Origin of the sequence: Bacillus sp. 41-22 (assembly GCF_025809295.1) — a bacterium.
Lineage (GTDB): Bacteria > Bacillota > Bacilli > Bacillales > Bacillaceae_G > Bacillus_A > Bacillus_A mycoides.
Genome location: NZ_CP084035.1, coordinates 1602792 through 1627190, shown reverse-complemented (window position 1 = coordinate 1627190; position 24399 = coordinate 1602792). Strand labels below are relative to the sequence as shown.

Genomic DNA, 24399 nt, shown 5'->3' with positions numbered 1-24399 from the left:
GCTTTATTCCTCCAATAATCCCGCAAATTCTTTTGATTGTTGTTTCTCATGTTTCGTATTTGCTAATTTTTGTTTTTGCCTTTGCTCTTGTTCTCGCTGTTCTTTACGTTGTTCATCTTTTTCTGAATAACTTATTTGAATATTAATTTCTTTTTCTTTTAATTTCAGCTTCAATTCGTCAAAAATTATTTCAACACGCTTTTTCGCATCGTGTTTTTCCATTTCTACATGGACTTCAATTTGATCTCCATGCTTTTTCATAAATACAGTTAATGAACCAAGTTTCTCTGGATTTAGCTGGAATAAAACACGTTCTTGTTTCACTACAAACTTTTGCAGAGCCTCTACTTGTGCTTCCATTTTCTTGCCTAAGTCAGGTAATGTAACCTTTTCAGCTCCACTATTTTGTTTTCCTATTTGATCAGTCCCCGTTGCCTTATTTAATAATTCAGCTCCGGCCGAACTTGAATCGTTTAATTGATCGACTTCTGGTAACTCTAACTTCACATCATCGCTTTCAGCTTTCTGGAGTTCTACTTCCTTAGACTCCTCTTGTTTCTTTGCGATATTACAAGTTTCTGATTCTACGACTTTTAATACTTGCAACGTCTGCTCTGGCATCGTCACCTTGTCTAGCGCCATTTGCATTGTATCTTCTAAACATATGGCATTTTTAATATTCATGTTAGAAAAAAGCTCTTGTAATTGCTGTAATTCAGCTGCGGGCAATTCGTTCAGTTTAATATTTCCGTATTCTTTATATAACGCCTGTATTTTTTGTATGTATTGATATAACAATTCTGGCTGCACACGCAATTGCTCAATTGCAACCATCTGCTCAGATACAGCTAACAATAACTGTTCTGTCTCTTTCTTTTCTTCTTTCTTTACAATCGGCTCTTCTTTCGTTACCGTTTTTTTTGCGAGAATATATTCTTTCTTCTCTTCTTCTGGTGCTTCTTCTCGTTTCGTTTTCTCCGTTTTCGGCTGTTTTTTATTTTCAATTCTCATTGTATTATCAAATGAAGAATTTTCATTTTTCGATTGTACTTCTAGCCCTTTTTCTTTTTGCGGAGGTAAACTTTGCTGCACCGGTAATACAAACTGTATCACTACATCCACCTCATCCGTTCATACACATTTTTAAATCAAGAAGCATTTTTTCTTCCAGCTTTTCTTTTACTTTCGCAAGCTTCTTACAATCTTCTTCATACATTTCATCAATGACACGTTCTTTTTCTTTTATTTGCTCTAAAAAGCTTTCATTTTTTTGAATAAAACCTTCTGTTTTTTTAATTTTCCGATTCCATTCTTCTATTCTTTCAGGTGAAAATGTATGTGATGAAAGCATACCAGCCATAATACGTTGTCCCGTTTGTACAACCTTATTGCGTGATTTCACAACATATAGATCATATTCTTTTTTTTGTTCTATTTTTCTTTTTTCAGCTGTTAGTTCGTACACTTCTTTCAAGATATGTTCTTTCTCTTGATTAATCTGCAATTTAATCGTGTCGTACTGCTGCTTATCCACCCGTTTTCATAGCCCCTTCCTATTATAACGTTACCTTTTTCTATTATATAGTTTTTTCACAAAAAAATCTGTGAAATATTAAAATCAAAAAAATAAGACCTCAAAGGGCGAGGTCCTATACAATATGGTGCATCGCTTGGACAATATCTTCAAAATGAAAACTATCCGTTCGACCTTGTTTTAAAAACGTATTTATAGCTTCTACTTTATTTTTACATTCAAAAATATAAGCATTTTCTTCATTCTCTTGAATTGTTCCTAGTTTAAAATACAATTCATTCTCTTTATAAATAGATAGAATTTTTCTCATTTCATTTGCAAGTTGCCAATGATTCGGCGATACGATTTCTTCCATAATCCTACTTACCGAATCTAATACCGAAATGGCAGGGTAATGACTAAGAGTTGCGAGCTCACGTTTTAATACAATATGTCCATCTAAAATACCACGAGCTAAATCTGGTACAGGACCATTTAAATCATCACCATCAACTAACACTGTATAAATACCTGTTATTGACCCTTTTTGCGTTTTTCCTGATCGTTCTAATAACTTTTTCATATAACTTTCCATTAACAGTGTTTTACCACCGATCGGTAATTCCTTTACCGCAATATCAACACTTCGGCGTGCATCAGCAAAACGAGTAACAGAATCCATCATAAGTAGTACGTTATTACCTTGGTCACGGAAATATTCAGCAATAGATGTTGCAAGCTTAGCCGCACGAAGTTGCATAAGGTGACTTTCATCTGACGTTGCTACAACAACGACACTTTTTTTCATACCTTCTTCGCCTAATTCTTTTCGAATAAAGTCTTTTACTTCTCGGCCACGTTCTCCTACTAAACTAATAACGTTAATATCAGCTTTTGCGTTTTTCGCAATCATTCCAAGCAAGGTAGATTTACCAACACCCGATCCTGCGAAAATACCAATCTTTTGACCAATCCCAATCGTTAACATGGAATCAATCGATTTAATTCCCGTTTCAAATACATCTGTAATTTCTTCACGCTCAAATGCATGAATCGGCGGTGCATCTAATTTTATTTTTTGTAGTGGAATGTTTTCAGTGTTCTCATTTAACACTTCACCATTCGCACTTAACACTTTCCCAAGTAAATGATTACCACGAGGTACAACAACATCTTCTTCAATTAATGTAACCGCATCTCCGTAACATACTTTTTCTGTCTGTCCAAATGGAAGTAGCATATTATTTTCTTTTTCAATCGCAATTACTTCACATAAGACACTATGTTCTCCAACGAGACAAACATCTCCAATCTTTGCTTTCGGACCTTTCGCTACAAAAAACTGCTCTTGTACACTATGAACTTTGCCAACTTTCGTATAAAACGGTGTTTCAATAAATGTATTCCATTTATTATGTTCATTCATTAGCTCGTTGTTCATACATTTTGCTCCTCAAACAACTTCTCTTCTTCCCACTTATGACGAAGCTTCGCAAATATAGGCGCAAATTTAAACTCAAAAAACTCTTTCTCTTCTTCCAGAACAAATTCGCCAAACTGTAAAGAAAAATCATACTTCCATTCTACTAATTGTAGTAGCCAATACTCTTTCGTATTTTCTTTCTCTTCTTGTATACGTTCAAATGTTTCTGGATGAACCGTTATAATTAATTTTTCAAATGAAGTAGGCAATGTTTGCACGATGCCTGTTAAAATCGGCAAAACGTCTAATAAGCGCGAATCTACCGCTTGATTCACTACTTTTTCTGCTAACTGAAAAGATTGATTCCATAATAACTCTGTCCATTCGTATGCTGTTTCTTGTTGTTCTTTTTGAAACTGTATACGCGCTGCTTCCATCTGTTCCATTTGTTCATGAATATGCATTTGAAACTGTTCTTTATCTTGCAACAACTGCTGACGCCCTCGTTCTAGCATTTGCTGCTGCTGCCTTAGCTGATTCATTTCAATATGTAATGCATCTTGCTGTGCAAGAAGTTCTGCATGATCCACTTGTATCTCTTCTTCAATGTGAACTGATACTGGTTTCGGAAATTGTAATTCATACGTTTCTTCAGAAAAAGAAACAGAATTCTTCGGAATTCTGTTTTTAAATAAGGACATCATCTTCACCTCTTTGAACGATAATTCTTCCTTCTTTTTCTAACTTTTTCACCGTACCTGTAATCGTTTGTTGTGCTTTTTCAGCATCCGTCATCTTAAGCGGTCCTAAGCCATCTAACTCTTCAAGAATCATCTCTCTACGGTTTGAAGACATACATGTAAATAGTTTCTCTTTAATTTCTTCTTTTGCAATTTTAAGTGCTTTCGCGATAACACCGTTATCTGTAATTTCCTCTAATACACGGCGAAGCGCAAGATCCTCAAGACCAAGTAAGTCTTCAAAGACAAACATATTTTCTTTAATTTTCTCAGATAACGCATAATCGACTTCATCCAGCTTTTGAAAGACTGTTTTTTCAACACCTCGTGAAACATTATTTAAAATGTTCACTATTGTTTTCAATCCATCTGTTTTATTAATAGCACTAAATGCCATATTATTTAATTTTGCTTTTAATAACTCACCAATTTGATTAATTAATTCACCATCTACTTGTTCAAGCTTTGCAATACCCATTACCGTCTCTACGCGTTTATGATCTGGTAATCTCTCAATTAATTGAGAAGCAAGTTGCGGCTTAATATAAGAAGCAATAATCGCTATCGTTTGTGGCGATTCATCATTAAGCACTGTAAGAAGTGGCTCTAAATCTGTAAGTGAATTTAAGAATTCAAATGGATTATCTTTGTTATACCAAAGGTCTTCCAATAATTTTTCCAACTCGTCTTCTGGCATATTTTTAAATATACGACGAATGTATTCTTTATCTGGAGTTACTAAATTCAACTCTTTTACATTTAGTTCGTACAAAAACTCCCCTAGTACATTTTCTAACGTTTCTGGTTTATATACACGAAACTTCGCGATTTCGCGAAGTAACACTTCTTTTTCCTCAGCCGTCATATATTCAATGACTTTTGCTGCCACCTCTTCGTTTAATGTACGAATGAGGATGGCAGCTTTCTCTTTGGAGGAGATTTCATCTAACATTGTTTTTCCTCCCTTACTGTCCGTTTAACCATTTTTTAATTACTTTTGCAGTACCTTCTACATGCTCTTTCGTAGCTTCCTGCACTTGATCATCTAATGTAGGTTCTGATGGTTCTACCGGTTCTGGCTTTGGCTTTGGCTCTGGTACTATTTTTTCTTCAGGAATTTCCAGGATACTTTCACTACTAGCAGCAATTTCTTCTTCTGCTAAGTATTCTTCATATTCCTCTTCTTCTCTCTTTTTCTTACGTCTTGCTAAGAAGAACCATACTAGGCCAATTATTGCTAGCAAGCCAGCTGTAATTCCACCGAATAACCACCAGTTCATACCACTTTTTTCTGGCTCTTTCTCTTTTTCAACTTTCGGCTGGTCGAACTGAACAGTTACAACGTTAACTTGACCGTTTGTAAAGTTTCCATTCGGATCAGCTTGAAGCCCAGCTGCTGTGCCAATCGCTTCTTTAAATGTTGTCATATCAATTTTTCGTTTTACTAACGTATCGTTATCTACCCATACAACAACATTTGTTTTTGTTAATTCCGGATGTTTCTTAATTGTTTCAACTGTTTTATCTATTTCATAGTTTTCAATTTTGTTACCATTTTTATTATCGTAGACAACTTTACCGTTTTGATTATTGTTCGTACCGTAGTTCGGCACTTCACCGTTCGCTGTAATACCCGCACCTTGCTTCGTATCTGCTCCTTCTTGCGCAGTAGAACTTTCCTCTTGCTCTTGTTTACTGCGAAGTACACCTTTATCGCCATATTTTTCTGACTGACGTGTAACTTCATCGTAGTTTACAGACACTTTCGTATTCACTTTATATTCATTTGATTTAAACATCGTCATTAACGTTGCGTCAATATCTTGCTTTAATTTACCTTCAATTTGATGCTGCATCTCTACTTCTTTTTCATAAGAAGAGGAACTGTTAGAATGCGCTTCATCTGTTCCTTTTGAGATGATACCTTTTTTACTATCAATAACACTTACTTCTTCTGCTTTCACGCCAGGAACTGCCGCACTAATCATTTGCTGTATACCAGCAACTTGATCAGCTGTTAATAATTGTCCACGCTTCACACCAACAGTTATCGCCGCTGTTCCTTTTGCTTTTTCTTCATCAAAAATTGTTTCTTTTTCAGGTAATGTAATTTGCACATTTGCCGTTTCAACTGTCGCGAAGTTTCGTACAATATCTTGCTCCAATTGCTTTTTCGTGCCGACAATCTGCTTCATTTTCTTATCTTGTTCACTTGAACCGAGTGAGCTTTCTAATAGAATTTCCTCACCGCTTTTTGAATTAAACGGCAAGCCCATTCCATTCATTTCTTTTCGAACCCATGGAGCATCGTTCTTTTGCACTCGAATCGAACCATCGGCTGCTAATTGGTAATCAACACCTAGCTTCGATAATTCTGCTGTAATCTCTTGCTTATCTGTATCATTTAAATTTTGATATACAACAACATATTTATCTGGCAAGGTGAAGTATAAAAGTGCTCCTGTTGCAATCGCTAAAAGCGCAGCACCAATCACTAACTTATGCCACGTTTTCAGCGATTGGAAAACATTTTTTATCTTTTCCATTTAAATACACCCGTCCATTTTCCTAAATTTGCATATTAATTAGTGACTTATAATTTTCAATAAGATTATCGCGTACGAGAGCAGCTGTTTTCATTTGTGATTCAGCTTTCTTCTGCTGAATTAAAACGTCATGCGTTTCTCCTACCCCTTTTGTCAGTAAATCATATACTGCTGTTTGGGCATTATTTTGCGTTTGATTCATATCTTCCAATAAATCAATAAACTTTTTGCCTTCAACTACAGATGTTTCTGAAGTTTTCTGTGTGCCAATCGGCTGAATCGCTCCAAATGGCTGTGTATTTAACATTGGTTGAATTTTCATATCTCCCCTCTTCCCCCTTATCCTCGGCCGATTTCTAAATCTTTATCGAGCATTTTTTTGTTCGCATTTAATACGCTTGTATTTGCTTCATACATTTTTTGAGCAACCATTACATTCGTCATCTCAGCTGTCACATCAATGTTCGGATAACGTACATATCCTTCTTCATTTGCATGCGGATGCGTCGGATCATACACAAGATTTTCATTTCGATCCGTTTCAATACTTTTTATTTTCACTCCGTTAGTAGGAGCTCCATCTAGCATGCTTGCAAAACTATTATTTGATTCCAACACCACACTTCGGCGGTGATACGGCTCTGCGCCCGGTGCTCCCGTCGTATTTGCATTTACGATATTGTTAGAAGTAACTTCCATCCATTTTCTCGCTGTAGTTAGCCCTGAGCCACTTGCATTAATTGCCTGAAACATCGTTGTCTCCCCTTTTACTATTAACGTCCACGTGCTGCTTGGTTAATAGCGTATTGCGTATTAATTGCATTAATTGAAACACCGTATAATTGGTTTGTTTTCATTAAATCTAGCATTTCTGTCGTTACATCAACACTGTTTCCATCTTTATTCGTTTGCATTGATTTCGTTTGAATCTTTGCGTATGTATTTTTCGTATTTGCTGTCGGTAAGTGCATTACATTCGTTTGATATAAATCTGGATTACTCTTTAAATCCGCAGCATTTTTTTTATATAATGCACTGCTCATATTCATTTGCTCAGCAAATGTTACATCTTGTGCTTTATAGCCAGGTGTATTCGCATTTGCAATATTACTAGAAACGGTATTTCGCTTCGTTACTAAATAGTTCATATAATGACTTACATCACTAACTAAATCTGGCATATTCCACACCCTTCCTTTTCCATCATGCTTGTTTAGCGCATGATCATCCACTGATGGAAGTTTCACTTTATTATTCATTTTCCTATATGTATTTATTTATTAAAATATTATCTATTTTGTACCCTTACATATTTTATTCCATTTTTCCATTGTTGTCTTTAGAAAAATACAAAAATATAAAAAAGAATATAAAAAACTGTATACGCGTAGTAATCCATGTAACATTTTGATATATAAACAATAAAAAAAGAGCCTCCATACACTTCTCTCCATAAAATAAAGACATCTTATTTTTCATTGTTTGGATTATTACCATTCTTTTTATTACAGTCATAAAGTGAAACCTCAATCAGCGGAACGCCTTATTCAAACAATGGAATGGATCCCCTTTTAAAAGGGGTATCCATTTCCATATTTCCCCATTAAAATTTACCGTAAAACGAATTCGCTTTCATTCGTCCATCATTTGTCATAATCATTTCTTCCAAAATCTTTTGCTTATCTCGAATATGCTGTGCTGCCTTAATTATTAATGGACTCACTTCCGCTGCAACATCTGCACGCGTCTCTTCATCCAATGTCATCATCCAGCGATTTAACATTGCACTCTTCTCAGCAAATTCCCCATCTGATACTTGCAATTCTCCGATTTCATTAAAACAGCCGACAAACGCTCGATAAATATCATTGTTCATTTTCAAGTGCTCCGCGGTAACCGTCTATTAAATCTTGTAACACTTTCACAATTGCATCGATGTCTTTTGCTTCACGCGTTACTTTCATCGTTTGAATTTGAATGCTAATCCAATCATATAAACCAAATAGACTATCATATAAATCTTTCGTAATCTCAGGATTTAATTGAAGCTTTAATTCTTCAAAAATACGTTCTAGCTTTTCAAGAAGCACATCTCCTTCTTGGAGTTTAAAAGTATTTAAAAGTTCTTCTAAATTACGAAACTCTACAATACATCTTTCATAAATAAAAATTGTATTTTTAATCGGATTACTCGTCATAATATCATTTTGCATATAACGTTGCCATGCTTGCATACAATCACTTCCTTAACTTTCATTAATCATCACTTTTTTGTTTTGTCATTGCTTTAATAGTTTTCAATTGGCTATCAAGCTCCGCTAGTGTACTTTCTAGTTTTTGATACTTCTTCACGATTTCATCTTGTTTTTGCAGATTTTGTGTTTCAATATCTTTAATCTTTTTATCTAAATCACTTACACGAGAATCGATGTTTTTTACTCGCTCTCCAACTACACCTTTATCACCAAATAGTTTATCAAGTGGCTCTTCCATCATCTTCCCTAAACCGTTAGAACCAAAGAAAAATTGCTTCGCTGCATCCGGCTTGTCTTTTAACGCTTTTGTTAATTGTTCATCATTAACTTCCATCGTCCCGTCTTGCTTTAATTGAATTCCAAATGAAAACAAATAATTACCGTCTTGAGAAAATGTTACGACATTATTCATCGCTTGACGTACACTTTGCATAATAGCTTGACCTTGGAAAGCTCCACCTTTTCCAGCAAAAATATCTATTGTAGAAACAGCTTTATTATAATCAGCCACCATCTTTTTAATAATATTTGATGCGTCTGTTACATTTGAATCACTTACTGTAAACTTCAGATCTATACCTTTTGCTTTTGGATCTGTTGTTGTACCTGCATCTGGTGTTCCTTCTGCTTTTGACTCCGTCACTTTTAGTAATTCAATTTTCACACCAGGAAGAGCTTCAATTGTATTGGTAGAACTTTTACCTGGGATACCGTTTATACTATATATGGCATTTTGCGCTTCATTAATTGTATTGACTGCTGTGCCATCCGCCTTAGCTAAACCAATATCTTGAAACAGTGTAGATGTGTTCTCCTTAAAATTAATTTCTCCATCTGTTCCTTCTTTTTTCGAGGACATAAAAATTTTATCTCCAAGTGTATAAGCCGATACGCCATAATCTCCATCATTAATTTTATTTATTAAATCTTTATATGTCATATCAGTTGTTACTTTTAGATCTTTACCGCCTAGTTTTAATGTTTCATCTTTAGGAAGTTTTGCATTTATATCAGTAATAGGATTAGAAGCTATTTGATGACGCTGTGCAAGCTGTGTAATCGTCATATTAAAAGTTCCTGCAATCGCGCCACCATCAGCTTTTACATTAATATAACCGTCTTGTGTTGTTGTAACTTTTTTCTCATTCCCTTTAAAAGCCGCTAAGTTTTTAAAAGTTTGTGTGAAAGAACTAAATTCTGATTTTAAACTTGTGTATAATAGTTTATCTTGTGAAAGTTGGTTCTTTTCATTAGCATATGGTGTTTTTCTCATATCTAACGCTTGCATTTCTAATTCTACAAAGTTAGAAGTATCGATCATATTATTTCCGAGGTTCCAAATCTGTTGTCTACCACCAATACCTGTTAACGTCCCTGCCATATTTCTCACTCCTTATTGTTTACATATAATCTAAAATACTCGTTTTACTCATCGTGCTAACTGCTTTAAGCGTTGCTTCATAAGTTGCATTAATATACGCTAGGTCTGAAATTGCTACCGCTAAATCAACATCTTCAATTTCTTTACGATTTTCTTGAAGCGCTAAATTTTGCTCACTTAAAATTGTTTTAAATGTCTCCATTGTATTCATTGTTGAACCAACTTCAGTTGTACGGTTAATGATGCCATCTAAGTTTTTCTTATTTTCTCCTAATAATGGTTGCAAAGCTTTTTGATCACCGTTATTCAGCGCTTCACTCATCTGTTTTAACGTTTTTATAACTGGGGATAATAATTCTTCTCCGTTACGAAATGCTTTTAATTGATAACCGTCATTTAGTTGCCAGTTCACATCATTTTTTCCACCTTGATACGTACCATCTTCTGTAAATGGAGCTTGTTCAGCACTATCCCCACCGAAAATATAACGGCCTTGCTCTTTCGTATTCGCTAAATATACAACTTGTTTTAAAATTTGATCAATCTCTGCACCGATTGCCTTCAATTCTTTTTCACTATTCGTCCCATTTAGCGCTTGTACTGTTAATTGATCCGCTCTTGTTAAAGATTTAAAAACACCTTGTAAAGTATTTTCAGTTTGTGTTAATACATTTTTCGAATCCGCTAAATCTTTTTGCATTTGTTCAATATTTGCTAACGAATGCTGAATCGCAAATGATTTACTTGCCGCAAGTGGGTCTTCGCTCATAAAAAGATTTTTCTTACCTGAAGTTACTTGATTTCGATGATATTGCTGTTGCACATTCAAATCCATCATCTGATTCTTTGCCCAGTTTGCATTTTGAAATGTAGATACTCTCATCTTTACCTTCTCCTTTATCTATATTTGAATTAGTGCGGGGAAGCAACCACAACTATATACGGCTCTCTGCTTCTACACTACGACGGATACTCTCTTTCCTCATAAAAGAGAGCTTTGTCATTTTTATTTAACACGAGGGCGATGCATTCACTAAACATGGCTTTCCTCTTAGCTAACTTACCCTTCAACCATCTCATATCTCTGGTCTCACATCGATTGGGCCACTAATAGGCACTGACCGTCTCTACCCTTCGCGGGTCCTCTCTCCAACCATAAAAGAAAGATGGGTTCGCTTTTATTACTCATTATCTAATAATCGAAAACAAACTATCAAACACTTCATTCATCGTCGTAATAGCTTTAGAGTTTGCGACAAAATATTTTTGGAAAGCCATTAAATTAACCATTTCTTCTTCCATATTTACGCCTTCAATACTCATTTTTTCTTGTTGAATACCTTCTAATAAATCTTTATGAATATTTTGATAAGCATTCACTGCACTTTTATCAGAAGCTACACCAACTATAAATTGGTCTAATGCTTGTTTATAAGAAAGACCTTCTTTATAATCTCCCTCTGTAATTCCTGCTAGTTTATTTGCTGTTTCAGCAGAGATTTTCATTTTCGAAACATCTTTTGCGAATTCAGGGTTTAACTGAATATCTTTCGCATGATCTCCAACGAAGAAATCTTTTCCCATCACTGTATTCACTTGACCTTTTACAGAACTCATTAATTCTTCAAGGTTTTTCTTATAACTAGCAATCTTCCCTTTCGTATCTATTGCTGATTGAATGGCTCCACCTGTTAAAGGAATATCCGATCCATAAATCGCAACAGACATTGGTTCTTTTTCTTTATTTAATTGAAGTGGATATGTATCTTGTCCATTTACTGTTAAAACACCATTCATTCTAACACTCGCGATATTAGGATTCATAGATTCATAAGATACTTCAATATTGGCATACTTAGACATCTCTGTAACGATGCGATCACGTTCGTCTAATAGTTGATTAGGTACTTGTGTCCCTGCTTGTCCAATTTTTTTATTCGCCTCTGCTAAACTAGCACCAAGACGATTAAATTCATTCACATGTGCTTCAATATCTTCTGTCGTCTGTGCTTCTGCTGTATCTAAGTTTTTCGCAAGACGATTTATCTGACTTGTGAACTTCCCAGTTTCAGAAACTAATGTATCGTAGTAGTTTGGTTGTTCTGGATTTTTTGCAACTTCACGAAAAGCATTGAAGAATCCATCCATTAAACTAGATAATGAATTTTTCCCTGTCGTTCCTACCATAGACTCTACTCGTGATAAAGTAGAATTCATATATGCGTAGTAAGAGAACTGTGACAACTGATCATTAAATTGCTTCGTTTTCACTTCATCTGTAATACGGTCAACTCCTAATGTTTGTACACCATAACCGATTCTCTGTTCAGGCGTATGACCGTTACTTGCTCCAACAGATCCGTAATTTACCATTTGACGAACATAACCCGGCGTATGAATGTTAGATAAGTTTTGTTTTGTCGTTTGTAATCCCATTTGGGCCGCTAGCATACCAGATAACGGCGTATTATAATCAGATAATCTCATAATGCTTCACTTCTCCTTTACAATAGTTCATTCATAAAGATTTGCGAATTATTGTTTTTCTCCAAATTGTATTCAGAAACGGAATCCACAATACTTTCTGTAGTTTTTAATAGTACGTTTAAGTAATATTGATTTTTCAAAAGAATCATTTTTACATTTTCTTCTAATTCATTTAAACTTTTTTGTAATTCTTCCATTTTTTCATTTTCTTCCTGTGAAAAATACGAAAATAGCGAACGCATACGCAGCGGTTCAACTTGTTTTTCTTTACAAAGCTGAACAACCATTTCCTCAAAAGATCGCGATAATCCTTTAACACCTTCTATGTACTGCAATTGCTCTACTTGCAACTTTTGAACTGCATTTACATTTTTATTTTTTAAATTCTCATATATTTGTTCCCCAAGCGTTTGAATATTTTCATATGCCTTTTGAATAATAACGAGCTTTTCATATAATTGTATGTACATATAGCTTCCTTTCCTTTACAAGACTAAATTTACAATCAAACCATGAATTTCTCCAATTTGATTTAACATTTCTAAATGCCCTGTTTTCGTATTAATTAAATTCATAACATCTTCTAACTCAGTTAATCCCATTTCAGCTTGTTTTACGATCGTCATTTTCTGCGAATATCCGTAACGCGGATGACGAGACATAACATCTTTATACTGCAATACGTTATCAACGTAAAAATTCAAAAATGATTTTACAGTATTTTTGTATTCCATTACATTATCGAGCGTTAACTCTAATTCGATTTTCTCTTTAATTTCTCCAATGTTATCAACAAGTGCTTCCATTTGTTCTAACAATTTATCTTTTTTCGGATCTGCATGCAAATTATCCGAAAAAGCAAGTCCTGTCCTGACATTTGCTTCTTTCGGCATTTGAGTAGCAGGCGGTATATGCGATAAAATTGGATTATGCGAGATAGAACGCAGCATATATATCACCTATTTATTTTTTTATTTCCTTCCAAACTTAATCGTAAAATCCAGTTATTTATAATTATACTCTGTACAATGATATTTTGCAGTTATTTTTTATAGAAGATATGTTACAATTTAGCATGAGGTGGCACAAATCTATGAATATTTTTCTTTGTGGTTCAAATCAATTAACAGCATTAGATCAGGAAGAAATAAAAAAATTTTTAATTGACTATGCTCACAAACATAAAATTTACATATTATGTTATAAATCTATTGAAAATGAAGTTCTTCGTTTTTTCATTGAAAATGAAAGGCTCGCTCAAAATTTATGCCTTTACACACTGCAACCGTTACATGTATTAACAGACGAATTTCAAGAAGTCGTTGATTATTTAAAAAAACACGGAGCAGAGTATATTGCTTTTGATCATCCTTCCGACTCCATTTATCGATCAGATTATATGTTTTTTGTAAAGCAAATTATCGAAGATACCGATTTAGTTCTCTGTTTTTATAACGGAGATAAACATACGTCTGTCATTCCCGTTGACGTTGCAAAAGAAGCAGGAATTGATGCTGTTATTTATGATTTACCAGGCTTACATGAAAAGCAGCTGAAAAAAAGCTTTGAACAAAAAATTCGTATGATGTAAAGGGGGAGGCACAATATCGTTATTGTGCCTATTGTAAATATGATAACTGAACAAGATTATAATCAATTTGTCGTAAGTTTTAAACAGCACTTTAATATGGATATCGCTTCCTATAAGCAAGATAGAATGCGCCGAAGAATCGACGCTTTCATTTCGAGAAAAGGTTTTGAAAATTACACAAATTTTTTAAATAATTTACGCACCGATCAAACGTTATTTTTAAGTTTTATTGACTATATTACAATTAACGTATCAGAGTTTTTCAGAAATAAAGAGCGCTGGCAAACGTTAGAGACGAAAGCTCTACCAAAGCTACTTGAACAAAATAACGGTAAATTAAAAATTTGGAGTGCTGCTTGCGCTGCCGGTGAAGAACCATATACACTTTCTTTAATATTATCGAAGCATCTAGCTCCGTTTCGTTATGACATTCAAGCAACGGATCTTGATTTTCATGTTTTAGCAACTGCAAAACGTGGTCAATATACAGAACGCTCTTTGAAAGAATTACCTAATGATTTAAAACAACGTCATTTCACAAAAGAAGATGATACATATATATTGCATCAAAATATTAAACAGCAAGTTACATTTAAACAACATGATTTATTAATGCAGACATTTGATACGAACTACGATTTAATCATTTGTCGAAATGTAATGATTTACTTTACAGAAGAAGCAAGAATAAAGCTTTATGAAAAGTTTAGTCGTTCTTTACGAAAAGGCGGCGTACTATTCGTTGGTAGCACAGAACAAATTTTAACACCCGAACGCTACAATCTTCAGCGCTTTGATACATTCTTTTACGAAAAAGTATAAAAGAAGGTCGTCATAATTAAAATGACGACCTTCTTTTATTATATAATACGAATCAATATGATACCTATAACCCACATGAAGAGAAATAGAGCCGTAACAGACCATTTATGCTCTTGAATCGTATGTTTCAACGCATGAGATAATTGCGTCATATTCATTTCTGCAAGTGCTCTCCACACGCTCACATCACGTTCTTTAGAAATACGATCCGTACCGCTAATTAAAATTGTTTCGTTAGACAATTTTGTCATGTAAGCTGTAATAACTGTTATCATTAAATTCGTATTTCCTTCTGATGTATCTTGTTCCACTCTAGAAATGAGCGCACTTACATCAAGTAACGGAATATGCACTTTTCTTCCAAACGAAAGCTGCACTTCAGCGAAATCATATGTTCCGTCTAATAACGGAACTCCCTTTATATGAGCTTGTTTAATAAGCCCCTGCAAACTTTTAACAATTTGTTCATATATTTTTTCCGATTGCTTTCCTTCCTCAGACAACATATGTAGCTTTGAAAACAACTGCAACACCGTATCCATTTCCTTAGAAAGCATATCTTTTACAATCTTTCCATCACCTAAACTCGCAAGTAGAATCCCTATTTCATTATTTTTCGAAATGATTTGGGACCGCCCGGTAAACACAAGATTACTCCGTTTTCGCTCTTTTTGAATTTCATGTTCTGAAATAGCTGCAGGCTGTTTTAATGGGTGTAGCGTCTTATTTTCAATTGTAGTACGTTTAATTTCCATCTAAGCGCCTCCACTACTATCAAATTATTAGCCCCACTCTTTGTTACTCTTTAAAACTAAAAATAGTACAAATAATCCTGACATAACAGCAAACACATTAGAAGCCTGTACTCCCTGCTCACTTTTTTCCTCTTTCTTTTCTTGTTGTTCTTCTATTTTCTCTTTCTTTTTAGAAACGACTTGATTGTCATTTCCGCTTTTTTTCTCTTTATGAACCTTCACATTATTTACTTCCTTGTTGTCTGTTAACGACTCTTTTATAACGTAGTTGATTTCCTCTTTTTCTTTCAACGGCTCTTTTATATAAGAGTTCACTTTCTCTTCTTGCTTTGGAATTTGAACAACTGGAAGTTTTTCTTCTGGAAGCGGCATCTCTATTTTCGGATCTTCCTGCTTCTCAATTTCTTTCTTATCTTCTACTTCATTTTGATTCTCTTGCTCTTCTATCTTTTCATCATCTTTCACTTTTTGTTCGATGATAGAAACGATATATTCACTCTCTGTCACAAGTTTGTTACCTGCCCCATCTGTTACTTCCACAATAAGTTGATGCGGCCCAACAGGTAAAGCTTCTGTTATTTCAAATATTTTCTGCCAATCCATGTCGCGTTTATTATAGTCTAATAAAAAAGTAATATCGTTACCGTCTTCTTTTCCTTTTAATATAACGCGCACTTCTTTAACAACCGATTCTATATCTACCGTTTGTACTCGTATATGAACGGATTCTCCCTTTTTCCGTTCAATTAAGTTCCCTTTTGCCTCATCAATACTAACTTTCTCTAACTTTGGCAATTCTTTATCTATAGTTGGTGCTTCATTGTTTATACGAATGAGCGGGACATTTAATTCGTTCTCTATTACTTCTTCCTTCTCATCTTCTTTATAGCTTTCAACGAGCCTAAGGTTCCAATCACCTTGTAAATCATATATTCCGGCCTTATAATTAGCGATCCATCGCTTCGTTTCTTCTTCATACTCAAAAGATATTATTCTCTCTTGTCTGTACTGCTCACCATTTTTTTGTAATTGTAATATGCCTTTTACACTTTGAATGTTTTTTTCATTTGATTCTACAGCAATCCGCACTTCTTCGCCAACCTTTAGCTCCTGCTTATTAACTGTAATAACCCCTCGGTCTGTTTCTATCGTTCTTTCTTCTTTTTTTTCTTTCCCTTGCTCATTTTCTACTGCTTTTTTTTCATCTTCAACCGAGGGCATTTCCACTTGTTCCGGCTGTTCCTGAACTTCTTTATTTTTTCCCTCTTGGTCATTCATTTCGCTTATATTTTGATCTTGTACACTTTTTTCTTCTGCCTGTCCTTGCGTTGGTAAAAATATACATATATGTAAAAATAGCCAACTAACTAGAAAAAACTTTACGTTTTTCATCTATTTGTTCAAACTCCTATTTTGACGCCTTATAGCGATTTCGTCACTTTTATTCCGAAAAACCCATCTACATTTACAAGTTCTCCATACGCCACTAATACATCGTTCACATAAATTTGAATCGGTTCATCAATATCTTCATCAAGTACGACCGCTTCATTTTCTTGTAGACTTAAAATATCTTGAATTGTTCTCACTGTACTTCCAAATACAAATTTAACATTCATTTCTACATTTTGTAGAATAGATGTATCCATATATACTGGCTCAACTTGCTTGACTTCTTTATATTCAATTGGCTGTACGACTGGTGCAGAAATTTCTTCCTCTTCAACAACTTCCTCAACTATTTCTTCTTGCTCTTCCACCATCGGATATAGAAGTCTTCTAACCATTTCTTTCGCTTCTGATATCGGTAGTATTTGATACATCTTTGATTGAAGGAGATCACCAATTTCAAGATTAAAAGTAATTTGAACGAGTTCGTCAACTGCCATCGACTCTCCCAAATATTCCATTTCTTCTTTTAAAGAAACAAATTTAACGTCTGGTGGTGTCATATCCATTTTTTCTTTAAACATTTCTGACATCGCTGTTGCAGCATGCCCCATCATTTGGTTCATAATTTCTTTAATGCCACTTAACTCTAATTCACTTAGTTCTTTCTCCGGATCAATTTCACCCGTTCCCATCATCATTAAATCTACCATTGTTAAAGCAACATCTTTCGTAAATACGAATACATTCTCATTTTTTAGTCCTTCAACAAAATCGACATTTAAAATAACAAACGGAACCGGTACTCCTTCATAATGACGAACATTAATCGCCTCTACATTTGGTGTACTAATAGTGACAGGCTGATTTAAAAGCGTCGATAGTACTGTTGAAGCCGAACCGATTGAAATATTCGCAATTTCACCAAGCACATCTTTCTCTTCTTGTGTTAATTGCTCTTTTTCTACATGCTCTTCTAAAATCTCAGTTTCCTGCACTTCCGCCGGCTCATCTATTTCTTCTTCCACACCACCAGATAATTGTAACAATTTATTTATCATTCGCTTCGCATGTTCAACTGAAACAACCTGTACAAGCTGAGAATTCACAAGATTATCTATTTTTAATTCAAACGATACTTTAACAACCATATTATTCCCATTAATACCAGAAATCTTCTCCATCTCTTCTGTAAGTTGCACAACTTTAATTGTTGGCGGAGACATGTCTACCTTATCTTGGAAGAATTCTGACATAGATGTTGCTGCGAATCCCATCATTTGATTCATAGCTTCTTGTACTGCACTTAGCTCTAATTCACCAAGCTCTTTTCCCTCTTCAACTTCACCTGTTCCCATCATCATTAAATCAGCAATAGATAAAGCAACATCTTGCTTTAAGACAAGAAGATTTTCCATATCTAATCCTTTTGTGAAATGGATATTTAATACAACATGTGGAATTTCAACATCACTTGTATCATATAAATCTACCAATTCTACTTGAGGAGCAGTAATACTTACTTGCCTATTTAAAATTGTTGATAATACAGTCGAAGCTGAACCAAATGATATATTAGCAATCTCACCAAGAATATCGCATTCTTGAGGCGTTAAATGTTCATATTCTTTTTCTAGCACAATTGTGCCAGTATCCCCTTTTGTGTGTTGCTCAGGCATTTTTCCTGCCTCCTCATTTTTGTTTTTCTATCAAATGATTTAAACTCTCTATTACATTCGTTATATTTTACCAAACTTATCATCCGAATTGTGAACATGTATTTATTTCCACAATATGTGTAAACGACGGTTTTCATATACTTATATTATTAGTTCTACCCAAAAAGCTCCCCAATTGTATACAAGTGGGGAGCTTCCTTCATTCCTATTATAAACCTTCTGGGTTTAAAATGAGGACCACTCGTCCATCACCGAGAATTGTCGCACCAGAGAAATAGTTAGAGCTCTCTGCAAAGAAATCACCTAATGACTTTAAGACTATTTCTCTTTGACCGATAATTGTGTTTACGATAAGTCCATAGCTACGATGTGTATTACGAACAATTAACACAGGAACCATTTGACTATCATATGATGCGAACGCCTCATCTACTGTTTTTTCACCAAATACAGTACTTAAATGTTTCACTTCAATAATTTGATTGCGATAGTTTAAAACGTCTTTCCCTTGTAACGATTGTATGTCTTCTTTCTTAATTCGAATGGCTTCAGCAATATTGCCAAGAGGCAAGGCATAACGCTTATCATTTGTTTGAACAAGCATTGATTGAATAATAGACAATGTTAAAGGAAGTTCAATTCTGAATGTACTTCCTTTTCCTTCTTCAGAATCAATAATTAAATGCCCACCTAAACTATGAATCGTATGTTTAACAACATCTAATCCAACCCCACGTCCAGAAAGGTCAGATACAACTTCCGCTGTACTAAATCCCGGTTGGAAGATAAGATCAAACACTTCACGATCCGTTAATTTATTTGCCTCTGATTCCGTTACAACACCATTTTTTATCGCTTTTTCTAATACTTTTCCTTTATGAATACCATTTCCATCATCAGTAATTTGAATTACGACATGATTTCCACTATGAAACGCCTCTAATTTAATAGTACCGGTCTCATTTTTCCCGGCATCACGTCGGTTTTCGACAGTTTCAATACCATGATCAATTGCATTACGAATTAAATGAACGAGTGGATCACCAATTTCGTCAATAACAATTTTATCAACTTCAGTATCTTCACCTTTAATTTGTAAATCGATTTTTTTACCTAAATCTTTCGCTAACATACGTACCATACGCGGAAAACGATTGAAAACCGTTTCAATCGGTACCATACGCATATTTAACAATACATTTTGGATATCTTTTGAAATATCCCCTAATCTATTTAAATGCTCGATTAACTCTTTATTTTGAATCGTTTCTGCTAATTCATCAATTCGTCCACGCTCAATTACACTTTCTTCAAACATATTCATTAATCTTTCGATTTTTTCTAACTGAACACGAATAGAACGATTCTCTACTTTAGCATTTTTCGTTTTTGTATTACTTTTAGCCGGTGTAGTACTAGCTGTTGGAGTTCGTGCCTCTAGAGATGGATCCAGCTGCGTTGCTGCAATAGATTGTACGATTCCTTCTTCAGCTATATTTCCTTGCTTCACTTCTACTTTCTCAATTTCAGAAACGTGAAGCACCACCTGTTTCAATTCTTCAACACTACGATCAGTATCCATATATACTGTAAACTCAAATCCAAAAGCATCCGCTTCGATTTCTTCAATGCTTGGAACCGTTTTTTGTATATCCCCTACATTTTGTAATGCTTCAATACACATAATGGCACGTACTGCTTTTAAAATGGCTTGTTGTTCGACGGTTATATATACTTCATGTGAAACTGTATCATCATTGTTTATACTACTTTGCTCTACTTGTTCCATAGAAACTTCTACATTCCCATTTAATAATGCTTCTAATTTATGCTTTGTAGATACAACATCAATATTACCCATTCCGCCCTGCTGCACATCTGTAACCATCTTTTCTAAATTATCAATGCACTCAAAAATAACATCAATAATATTAGCATTCACCATCATATTTCCATGACGGATTTCGTCTAAAACATTTTCCATCTTATGAGTTAAATCTGCCATTTCCGCAAATTCCATACTCGCAGACATACCTTTAAATGTATGAGCTGAGCGGAATATTTCCCCTACAACACCCATATCGGCAGGATTCTGTTCTAAATTTAGCACATTTTCATTTAGCGACTGTAAATGTTCTTCTGCTTCTTCAAAAAATATATTTAATAGATCTGTTTGCATTTTAATCCCCTACCTGTCTAACAAACATTTCATTTATGTATAACAATTTAGTGTTTTATAACGAGAAAAAAGGGGGCCACACGTCTATCCGCTATCATTGATTTGATTCTTTGTGGCACCCCTTCTATATTAGCTATTTGCTACTTTTGTTAAAGCTTCGATAACACGATCGGCTTGGAATGGCTTTACAATAAAGTCTTTTGCCCCGCCTTTAATTGCATCTAATACCATACCTTGTTGTCCCATTGCGGAACAAATAACAACCTTTGCACTCGAATCAATTTTCATAATTTCTTTTAATGCTTCAAGTCCGTCCATTTCTGGCATAGTAATATCTAGTGTTACAATATCAGGTTGAAGTTCTTTATACTTTTGAATCGCTTCTACCCCATTCTCTGCTTCACCGATAACTTCAAATTCTGAATTACTTTTTAATAAGTTTTTAATCATTGTTCGCATAAACATCGCATCGTCTACAACTAAAATTTTATGTGCCATTCTTTTTGGTTCTCTCCCTCTATGTATAAATATATCTTAATATTTTACCTTATCATTCTCACTCATTATACAAAATAAAACGAGAAAATTTAATATTTTTTTAAAAGAATTTCTGTATTTTTATTATTTTATTAATAAAATGGAAATATATTATTCTTTAATATATATTACAACGCGCCGGTTTTTCTCCCAATTTTGCGGTGAATCATTTGATGCTACTGGTTTTGTGTCCGCATATCCTACCGCTGCTAATCGTTTATCATCTACATTATACACTTCAATTAAGTGGTGAATCATATTAGCTGCTCGTGCTGAAGATAATTCCCAGTTGGAAGGAAATTTTTCATTATGAATCGGTCTACTATCTGTATGTCCTTCTACAACAATTGGGTTTGGTACCGATTGAAAGAACCCTACTAATTGACTAATTACTTCTTTTGCTTCCGGCTTAACATTCGCATCACCTGTATCGAATATTAAGTTATCTACTATAACGACGCTAACACCTGTATCTTCTCGATATACATTCACTTGACTAACACCATTATTATCTACATATGCTTTTAACTTTTTATACAATTCATCCATTCGTTTTTTTGAAACTGCTTTTTCATCATTTTTTTCATGTGAAATATCTGGTATTGTACCTTCCATTACTTTCGCATCCACTTGTTCTGCATCACTAAACTTTTCAAGCATCTTCGATAATTTTACTGTATCTTGTTTTGATGTAGCAACTAATAGTACAAAAAAAGTCAATAACAACATCGTTAAATCAGTAAAAGTCGTCATCCAACGAGGCGATCCTTTTTGCGGTCGTTTTATCATCACCATACCACTCCTTGAAATATTAGGCTGCTCGTTTTTCTTTTTTTATCTTCGTTTCATATACGTATGTATCAAGTTTTAACTTTAACTTAGAAGGAATTTGTCCTCGGTAAAGCTCTGTGATTGCTTCTATTACAAACTTCTTCTCTGTATACAAATCTTCAATGCCACGATACACTTTTTCAGATAACGGTATTGCAATCATGTTTGCAATAACAGATCCATACAATGTCGTCAACATAGCAACTGCCATTCCTGTACCAATTTGCGATGTATCTTGCAAGTTTTGAAGCATAATAATAAGACCAATTAAAGTTCCTATCATACCCCACGCTGGAGCGAAATCACCAATCTTATCTAATAATGTTGCTCCTTTTCTTAACTCATATACTTCTGTTTCAACATCTCTCATTAATACTTCTTTTAATTCTGCTTCATCATATCCACTTAACATTAAACGAATCCCCTTTTGAATAAAAGGATTGTCTACTTGCTCTCCATCAACTTCTAACGAGAGTAAACCATGTTTTTTAGACTTCTTTGAAAAATCAACGAACAAATCCGTTAACTGTTCTAGATTTTCCTCTCTTCTATGTAAAACAGTAAAAATACTTTTCGTATATTTTTTTATTTCTCCAAATCTATATGCCACAATAATTGTCGCTGTTGTTCCCCCTATAACGATCAAAATAGATGAAACATCTAAGAAATTTTTAAAAGCTTTTATTCCACCACCGCCAAGCATGATCGCTGCAATTAAAATAACGAAACCTACTACAATGCCAAAGGGGCTAGAAATATCAAACTTCCTTTTTTTCCTTTGCGGTCTAGCTAATCCTTGATTTTCGTCTCCCATATTCCTGCCCTTCCTTTTTCGTTTTCGTAAAACATTTTTTTATTTTAATAATGCGTTTTCACATATAACAATCATTATACGCGTATCATCTATTTATCGCAATATACTCATTAAATTGACACATTTCATTTCTATATTAGAATTATAGTATAGAAATATGAGGAGGATCACGATGGAACATAACATTTTACAAGTCATTGCATTAGCAGAAAAACTAAAATATGAAATGCGACATAGTTGGCTTTCTAACGGACGTCAAGAAAGTGTTGCTGAACATACGTGGCGTATGTCCCTAATGGCTATCTTAGTTGAGCCTTATTTGGATCAAAAAGTAAATATAGAAAAATTACTTAAAATGGTTATTATTCATGACCTTGTCGAAGCAGAAGCTGGTGATATTCCTGCCTTTGATACGATGAATAGCCGTGAATTACAATTACAAAAACAGAAAAATGAGCTAGAGGCCATTTTAAATATTAAACGTACACTAGAAGGTCCTCTCGGCGTGGAATTATACGATTTATGGATGGAGTTCGAAGCGAAAGAAACGTATGAAGCAAAAGTTGCTAATGCACTTGATAAACTTGAAGTAAAAATTCAGCATAACGAAGCTGATATTGATACTTGGCTACCAATTGAGCATAAAATGACTTTCCAAGTTGGTAAACATACAGATTTTGACTCTTTCTTATCTAGATTACAAAAAATCATTGAACAAGACGGAGAAAAAAAATTACTAGCTGCTGGCATTGACGTTGAAGCATGTAAACAATAACCATTTAATTATGAAATAAGACACTCAAAATGAGTGTCTTATTTCATAATTGTTGATATTGCCTGCTTATAAATAAGTTGTTGTTTTCCATCTACTAATATTAATACTGTAAATCTATCTACTCCAACTACTTCCCCTACTATTCTTACTCCGCTCTTTAAAAATATAGTAACTGCACCTTTTTCTTCTTTTATTTGTTTATACAACTCTTCTTGTAAATGTTCCAATAACTGTTCTCTCCTTTATCAGTAAATAATCCTAATATAAAAAATTAAAGATTAATCACTTACATACTTTGCCTTTTATATTCATAAACTTATTAATTAGTATATCTAAATCTCGACTAAATAACAAAACTTTATCATGATCTAATCCATGCCTAGCAACAAGTTGAATTAACTCTTTCTTTTTGTGTTCTATTTTATTGTGTAATTGTCCCATCTCCATCTCTATACTAAAACTCCCTTTTCCCATAATATTACTTGTAAAATTATAGTACATTTCCACTCATAAAAAAATAAAAAAATGGCTTTTTTTACAAATTTTATATTTATGAAAAGAAATTTTAATGTAATTGTAAGTTACATCCCCCTTTCATTCGCAATACATTCACCTAGTATACACTTCCATATTGTTTTACCATTTTAAAAAAAGCGCTATGAAACAAAGTAAATATCACATT

The 24399-nt window shown here is 34.2% G+C and carries 28 protein-coding genes; 3 read left to right on the top strand and 25 right to left on the bottom strand.

Annotated elements, in window-relative coordinates:
* Positions 1-3: 3 nt before the first annotated feature.
* The 16 genes from LCF45_RS08360 to LCF45_RS08285 all read right to left on the bottom strand — a co-directional run bounded on the left by LCF45_RS08360 (position 4) and on the right by LCF45_RS08285 (position 13295).
* Positions 4-1113 (bottom strand): flagellar hook-length control protein FliK, encoded by a 1110-nt coding sequence (locus LCF45_RS08360; RefSeq protein WP_078203030.1) that lies wholly within the window; start codon positions 1111-1113, stop codon positions 4-6.
* A gap of 10 nt (positions 1114-1123) precedes the next feature.
* The gene (locus LCF45_RS08355; RefSeq protein ID WP_002012036.1) at positions 1124-1534 is read right to left on the bottom strand and encodes a hypothetical protein; all 411 of its coding nucleotides are present in this window, start codon (positions 1532-1534) and stop codon (positions 1124-1126) included.
* Between the two features lie 115 nt (positions 1535-1649).
* Complete coding sequence (gene fliI / locus LCF45_RS08350) at positions 1650-2954, bottom strand: flagellar protein export ATPase FliI (protein ID WP_078203029.1); 1305 nt, start codon at positions 2952-2954, stop codon at positions 1650-1652.
* Positions 2951-3637: a FliH/SctL family protein gene (locus LCF45_RS08345; protein WP_078203028.1), complete on the bottom strand. Its 687-nt coding sequence runs from the start codon at positions 3635-3637 to the stop codon at positions 2951-2953. The genes fliI and LCF45_RS08345 overlap by 4 nt, the downstream gene beginning before the upstream one ends.
* Positions 3624-4628 (bottom strand): flagellar motor switch protein FliG, encoded by a 1005-nt coding sequence (gene fliG, locus LCF45_RS08340; RefSeq protein WP_002030936.1) that lies wholly within the window; start codon positions 4626-4628, stop codon positions 3624-3626. Before fliG ends, LCF45_RS08345 begins: the two co-directional genes overlap by 14 nt.
* Before the next feature lie 13 nt (positions 4629-4641).
* Positions 4642-6222 carry a flagellar M-ring protein FliF C-terminal domain-containing protein gene (locus LCF45_RS08335; protein WP_078178259.1) on the bottom strand — a complete coding sequence of 527 codons (1581 nt, stop codon included), beginning with the start codon at positions 6220-6222 and terminating at the stop codon, positions 4642-4644.
* A gap of 22 nt (positions 6223-6244) precedes the next feature.
* Entirely contained in the window at positions 6245-6544 is a 300-nt protein-coding gene (gene fliE / locus LCF45_RS08330) for a flagellar hook-basal body complex protein FliE (protein ID WP_002064631.1), read from the bottom strand.
* 17 nt (positions 6545-6561) lie between these two features.
* Entirely contained in the window at positions 6562-6975 is a 414-nt protein-coding gene (gene flgC / locus LCF45_RS08325; protein ID WP_002030933.1) for a flagellar basal body rod protein FlgC, read from the bottom strand.
* A gap of 20 nt (positions 6976-6995) precedes the next feature.
* The gene (gene flgB / locus LCF45_RS08320) at positions 6996-7481 is read right to left on the bottom strand and encodes a flagellar basal body rod protein FlgB (protein ID WP_050551290.1); all 486 of its coding nucleotides are present in this window, start codon (positions 7479-7481) and stop codon (positions 6996-6998) included.
* 344 nt (positions 7482-7825) lie between these two features.
* On the bottom strand, positions 7826-8098 hold the full coding sequence (locus tag LCF45_RS08315) for a hypothetical protein (RefSeq protein ID WP_002086494.1): 273 nt from the start codon (positions 8096-8098) through the stop codon (positions 7826-7828).
* Positions 8088-8456, bottom strand: coding sequence for a flagellar export chaperone FliS (gene fliS, locus LCF45_RS08310; protein WP_002168741.1), 369 nt, complete (start codon positions 8454-8456; stop codon positions 8088-8090). Before fliS ends, LCF45_RS08315 begins: the two co-directional genes overlap by 11 nt.
* Positions 8457-8478: 22 nt before the next feature.
* Positions 8479-9858 (bottom strand): flagellar hook-associated protein 2, encoded by a 1380-nt coding sequence (locus tag LCF45_RS08305; RefSeq protein ID WP_263894736.1) that lies wholly within the window; start codon positions 9856-9858, stop codon positions 8479-8481.
* Positions 9859-9877: 19 nt separating this feature from the next.
* On the bottom strand, positions 9878-10741 hold the full coding sequence (locus LCF45_RS08300) for a flagellar hook-associated protein 3 (protein WP_078203027.1): 864 nt from the start codon (positions 10739-10741) through the stop codon (positions 9878-9880).
* 305 nt (positions 10742-11046) lie between these two features.
* A complete protein-coding gene (gene flgK / locus LCF45_RS08295) occupies positions 11047-12345 on the bottom strand; it encodes a flagellar hook-associated protein FlgK (protein WP_002126575.1) in 1299 nt (432 codons plus the stop codon).
* A gap of 17 nt (positions 12346-12362) precedes the next feature.
* On the bottom strand, positions 12363-12815 hold the full coding sequence (locus LCF45_RS08290; protein ID WP_002064619.1) for a flagellar export chaperone FlgN: 453 nt from the start codon (positions 12813-12815) through the stop codon (positions 12363-12365).
* Between the two features lie 15 nt (positions 12816-12830).
* On the bottom strand, positions 12831-13295 hold the full coding sequence (locus tag LCF45_RS08285) for a YaaR family protein (RefSeq protein WP_002086502.1): 465 nt from the start codon (positions 13293-13295) through the stop codon (positions 12831-12833).
* A gap of 143 nt (positions 13296-13438) precedes the next feature.
* Here LCF45_RS08285 and LCF45_RS08280 point away from each other — a divergent pair, with 143 nt between their 5' ends.
* The gene (locus LCF45_RS08280; protein WP_002086503.1) at positions 13439-13936 is read left to right on the top strand and encodes a flagellar motor switch protein FliG; all 498 of its coding nucleotides are present in this window, start codon (positions 13439-13441) and stop codon (positions 13934-13936) included.
* A 39-nt stretch (positions 13937-13975) separates the two neighbouring features.
* A complete protein-coding gene (locus tag LCF45_RS08275; protein ID WP_002086504.1) occupies positions 13976-14758 on the top strand; it encodes a CheR family methyltransferase in 783 nt (260 codons plus the stop codon).
* A 38-nt stretch (positions 14759-14796) separates the two neighbouring features.
* Here the strand turns inward: LCF45_RS08275 and LCF45_RS08270 are convergent, their stop codons facing one another.
* The 7 genes from LCF45_RS08270 to LCF45_RS08240 form a co-directional block, all read right to left on the bottom strand.
* Positions 14797-15513, bottom strand: a complete 717-nt coding sequence (locus LCF45_RS08270; protein ID WP_002086506.1) for a hypothetical protein — start codon at positions 15511-15513, stop codon at positions 14797-14799.
* Between the two features lie 27 nt (positions 15514-15540).
* Positions 15541-16905, bottom strand: a complete 1365-nt coding sequence (locus LCF45_RS08265; RefSeq protein WP_078203025.1) for a transglycosylase — start codon at positions 16903-16905, stop codon at positions 15541-15543.
* 29 nt (positions 16906-16934) lie between these two features.
* A complete protein-coding gene (locus tag LCF45_RS08260; protein ID WP_078203024.1) occupies positions 16935-18581 on the bottom strand; it encodes a flagellar motor switch protein in 1647 nt (548 codons plus the stop codon).
* A gap of 208 nt (positions 18582-18789) precedes the next feature.
* On the bottom strand, positions 18790-20760 hold the full coding sequence (locus LCF45_RS08255) for a chemotaxis protein CheA (RefSeq protein ID WP_002126563.1): 1971 nt from the start codon (positions 20758-20760) through the stop codon (positions 18790-18792).
* A gap of 129 nt (positions 20761-20889) precedes the next feature.
* The gene (locus LCF45_RS08250; protein WP_000940577.1) at positions 20890-21258 is read right to left on the bottom strand and encodes a response regulator; all 369 of its coding nucleotides are present in this window, start codon (positions 21256-21258) and stop codon (positions 20890-20892) included.
* Positions 21259-21408: 150 nt separating this feature from the next.
* Positions 21409-22086 carry an OmpA family protein gene (locus LCF45_RS08245; protein WP_002126559.1) on the bottom strand — a complete coding sequence of 226 codons (678 nt, stop codon included), beginning with the start codon at positions 22084-22086 and terminating at the stop codon, positions 21409-21411.
* A gap of 22 nt (positions 22087-22108) precedes the next feature.
* Positions 22109-22942, bottom strand: a complete 834-nt coding sequence (locus LCF45_RS08240) for a flagellar motor protein MotP (protein ID WP_002012069.1) — start codon at positions 22940-22942, stop codon at positions 22109-22111.
* A 172-nt stretch (positions 22943-23114) separates the two neighbouring features.
* Here LCF45_RS08240 and LCF45_RS08235 point away from each other — a divergent pair, with 172 nt between their 5' ends.
* Positions 23115-23717, top strand: coding sequence for an HD domain-containing protein (locus tag LCF45_RS08235; protein WP_002030912.1), 603 nt, complete (start codon positions 23115-23117; stop codon positions 23715-23717).
* 38 nt (positions 23718-23755) lie between these two features.
* Here the strand turns inward: LCF45_RS08235 and hfq are convergent, their stop codons facing one another.
* On the bottom strand, positions 23756-23944 hold the full coding sequence (gene hfq / locus LCF45_RS08230) for an RNA chaperone Hfq (RefSeq protein WP_002012071.1): 189 nt from the start codon (positions 23942-23944) through the stop codon (positions 23756-23758).
* 55 nt (positions 23945-23999) lie between these two features.
* On the bottom strand, positions 24000-24218 hold the full coding sequence (locus LCF45_RS08225) for an aspartyl-phosphate phosphatase Spo0E family protein (protein ID WP_002141097.1): 219 nt from the start codon (positions 24216-24218) through the stop codon (positions 24000-24002).
* Between the last annotated feature and the right edge of the window lie 181 nt (positions 24219-24399).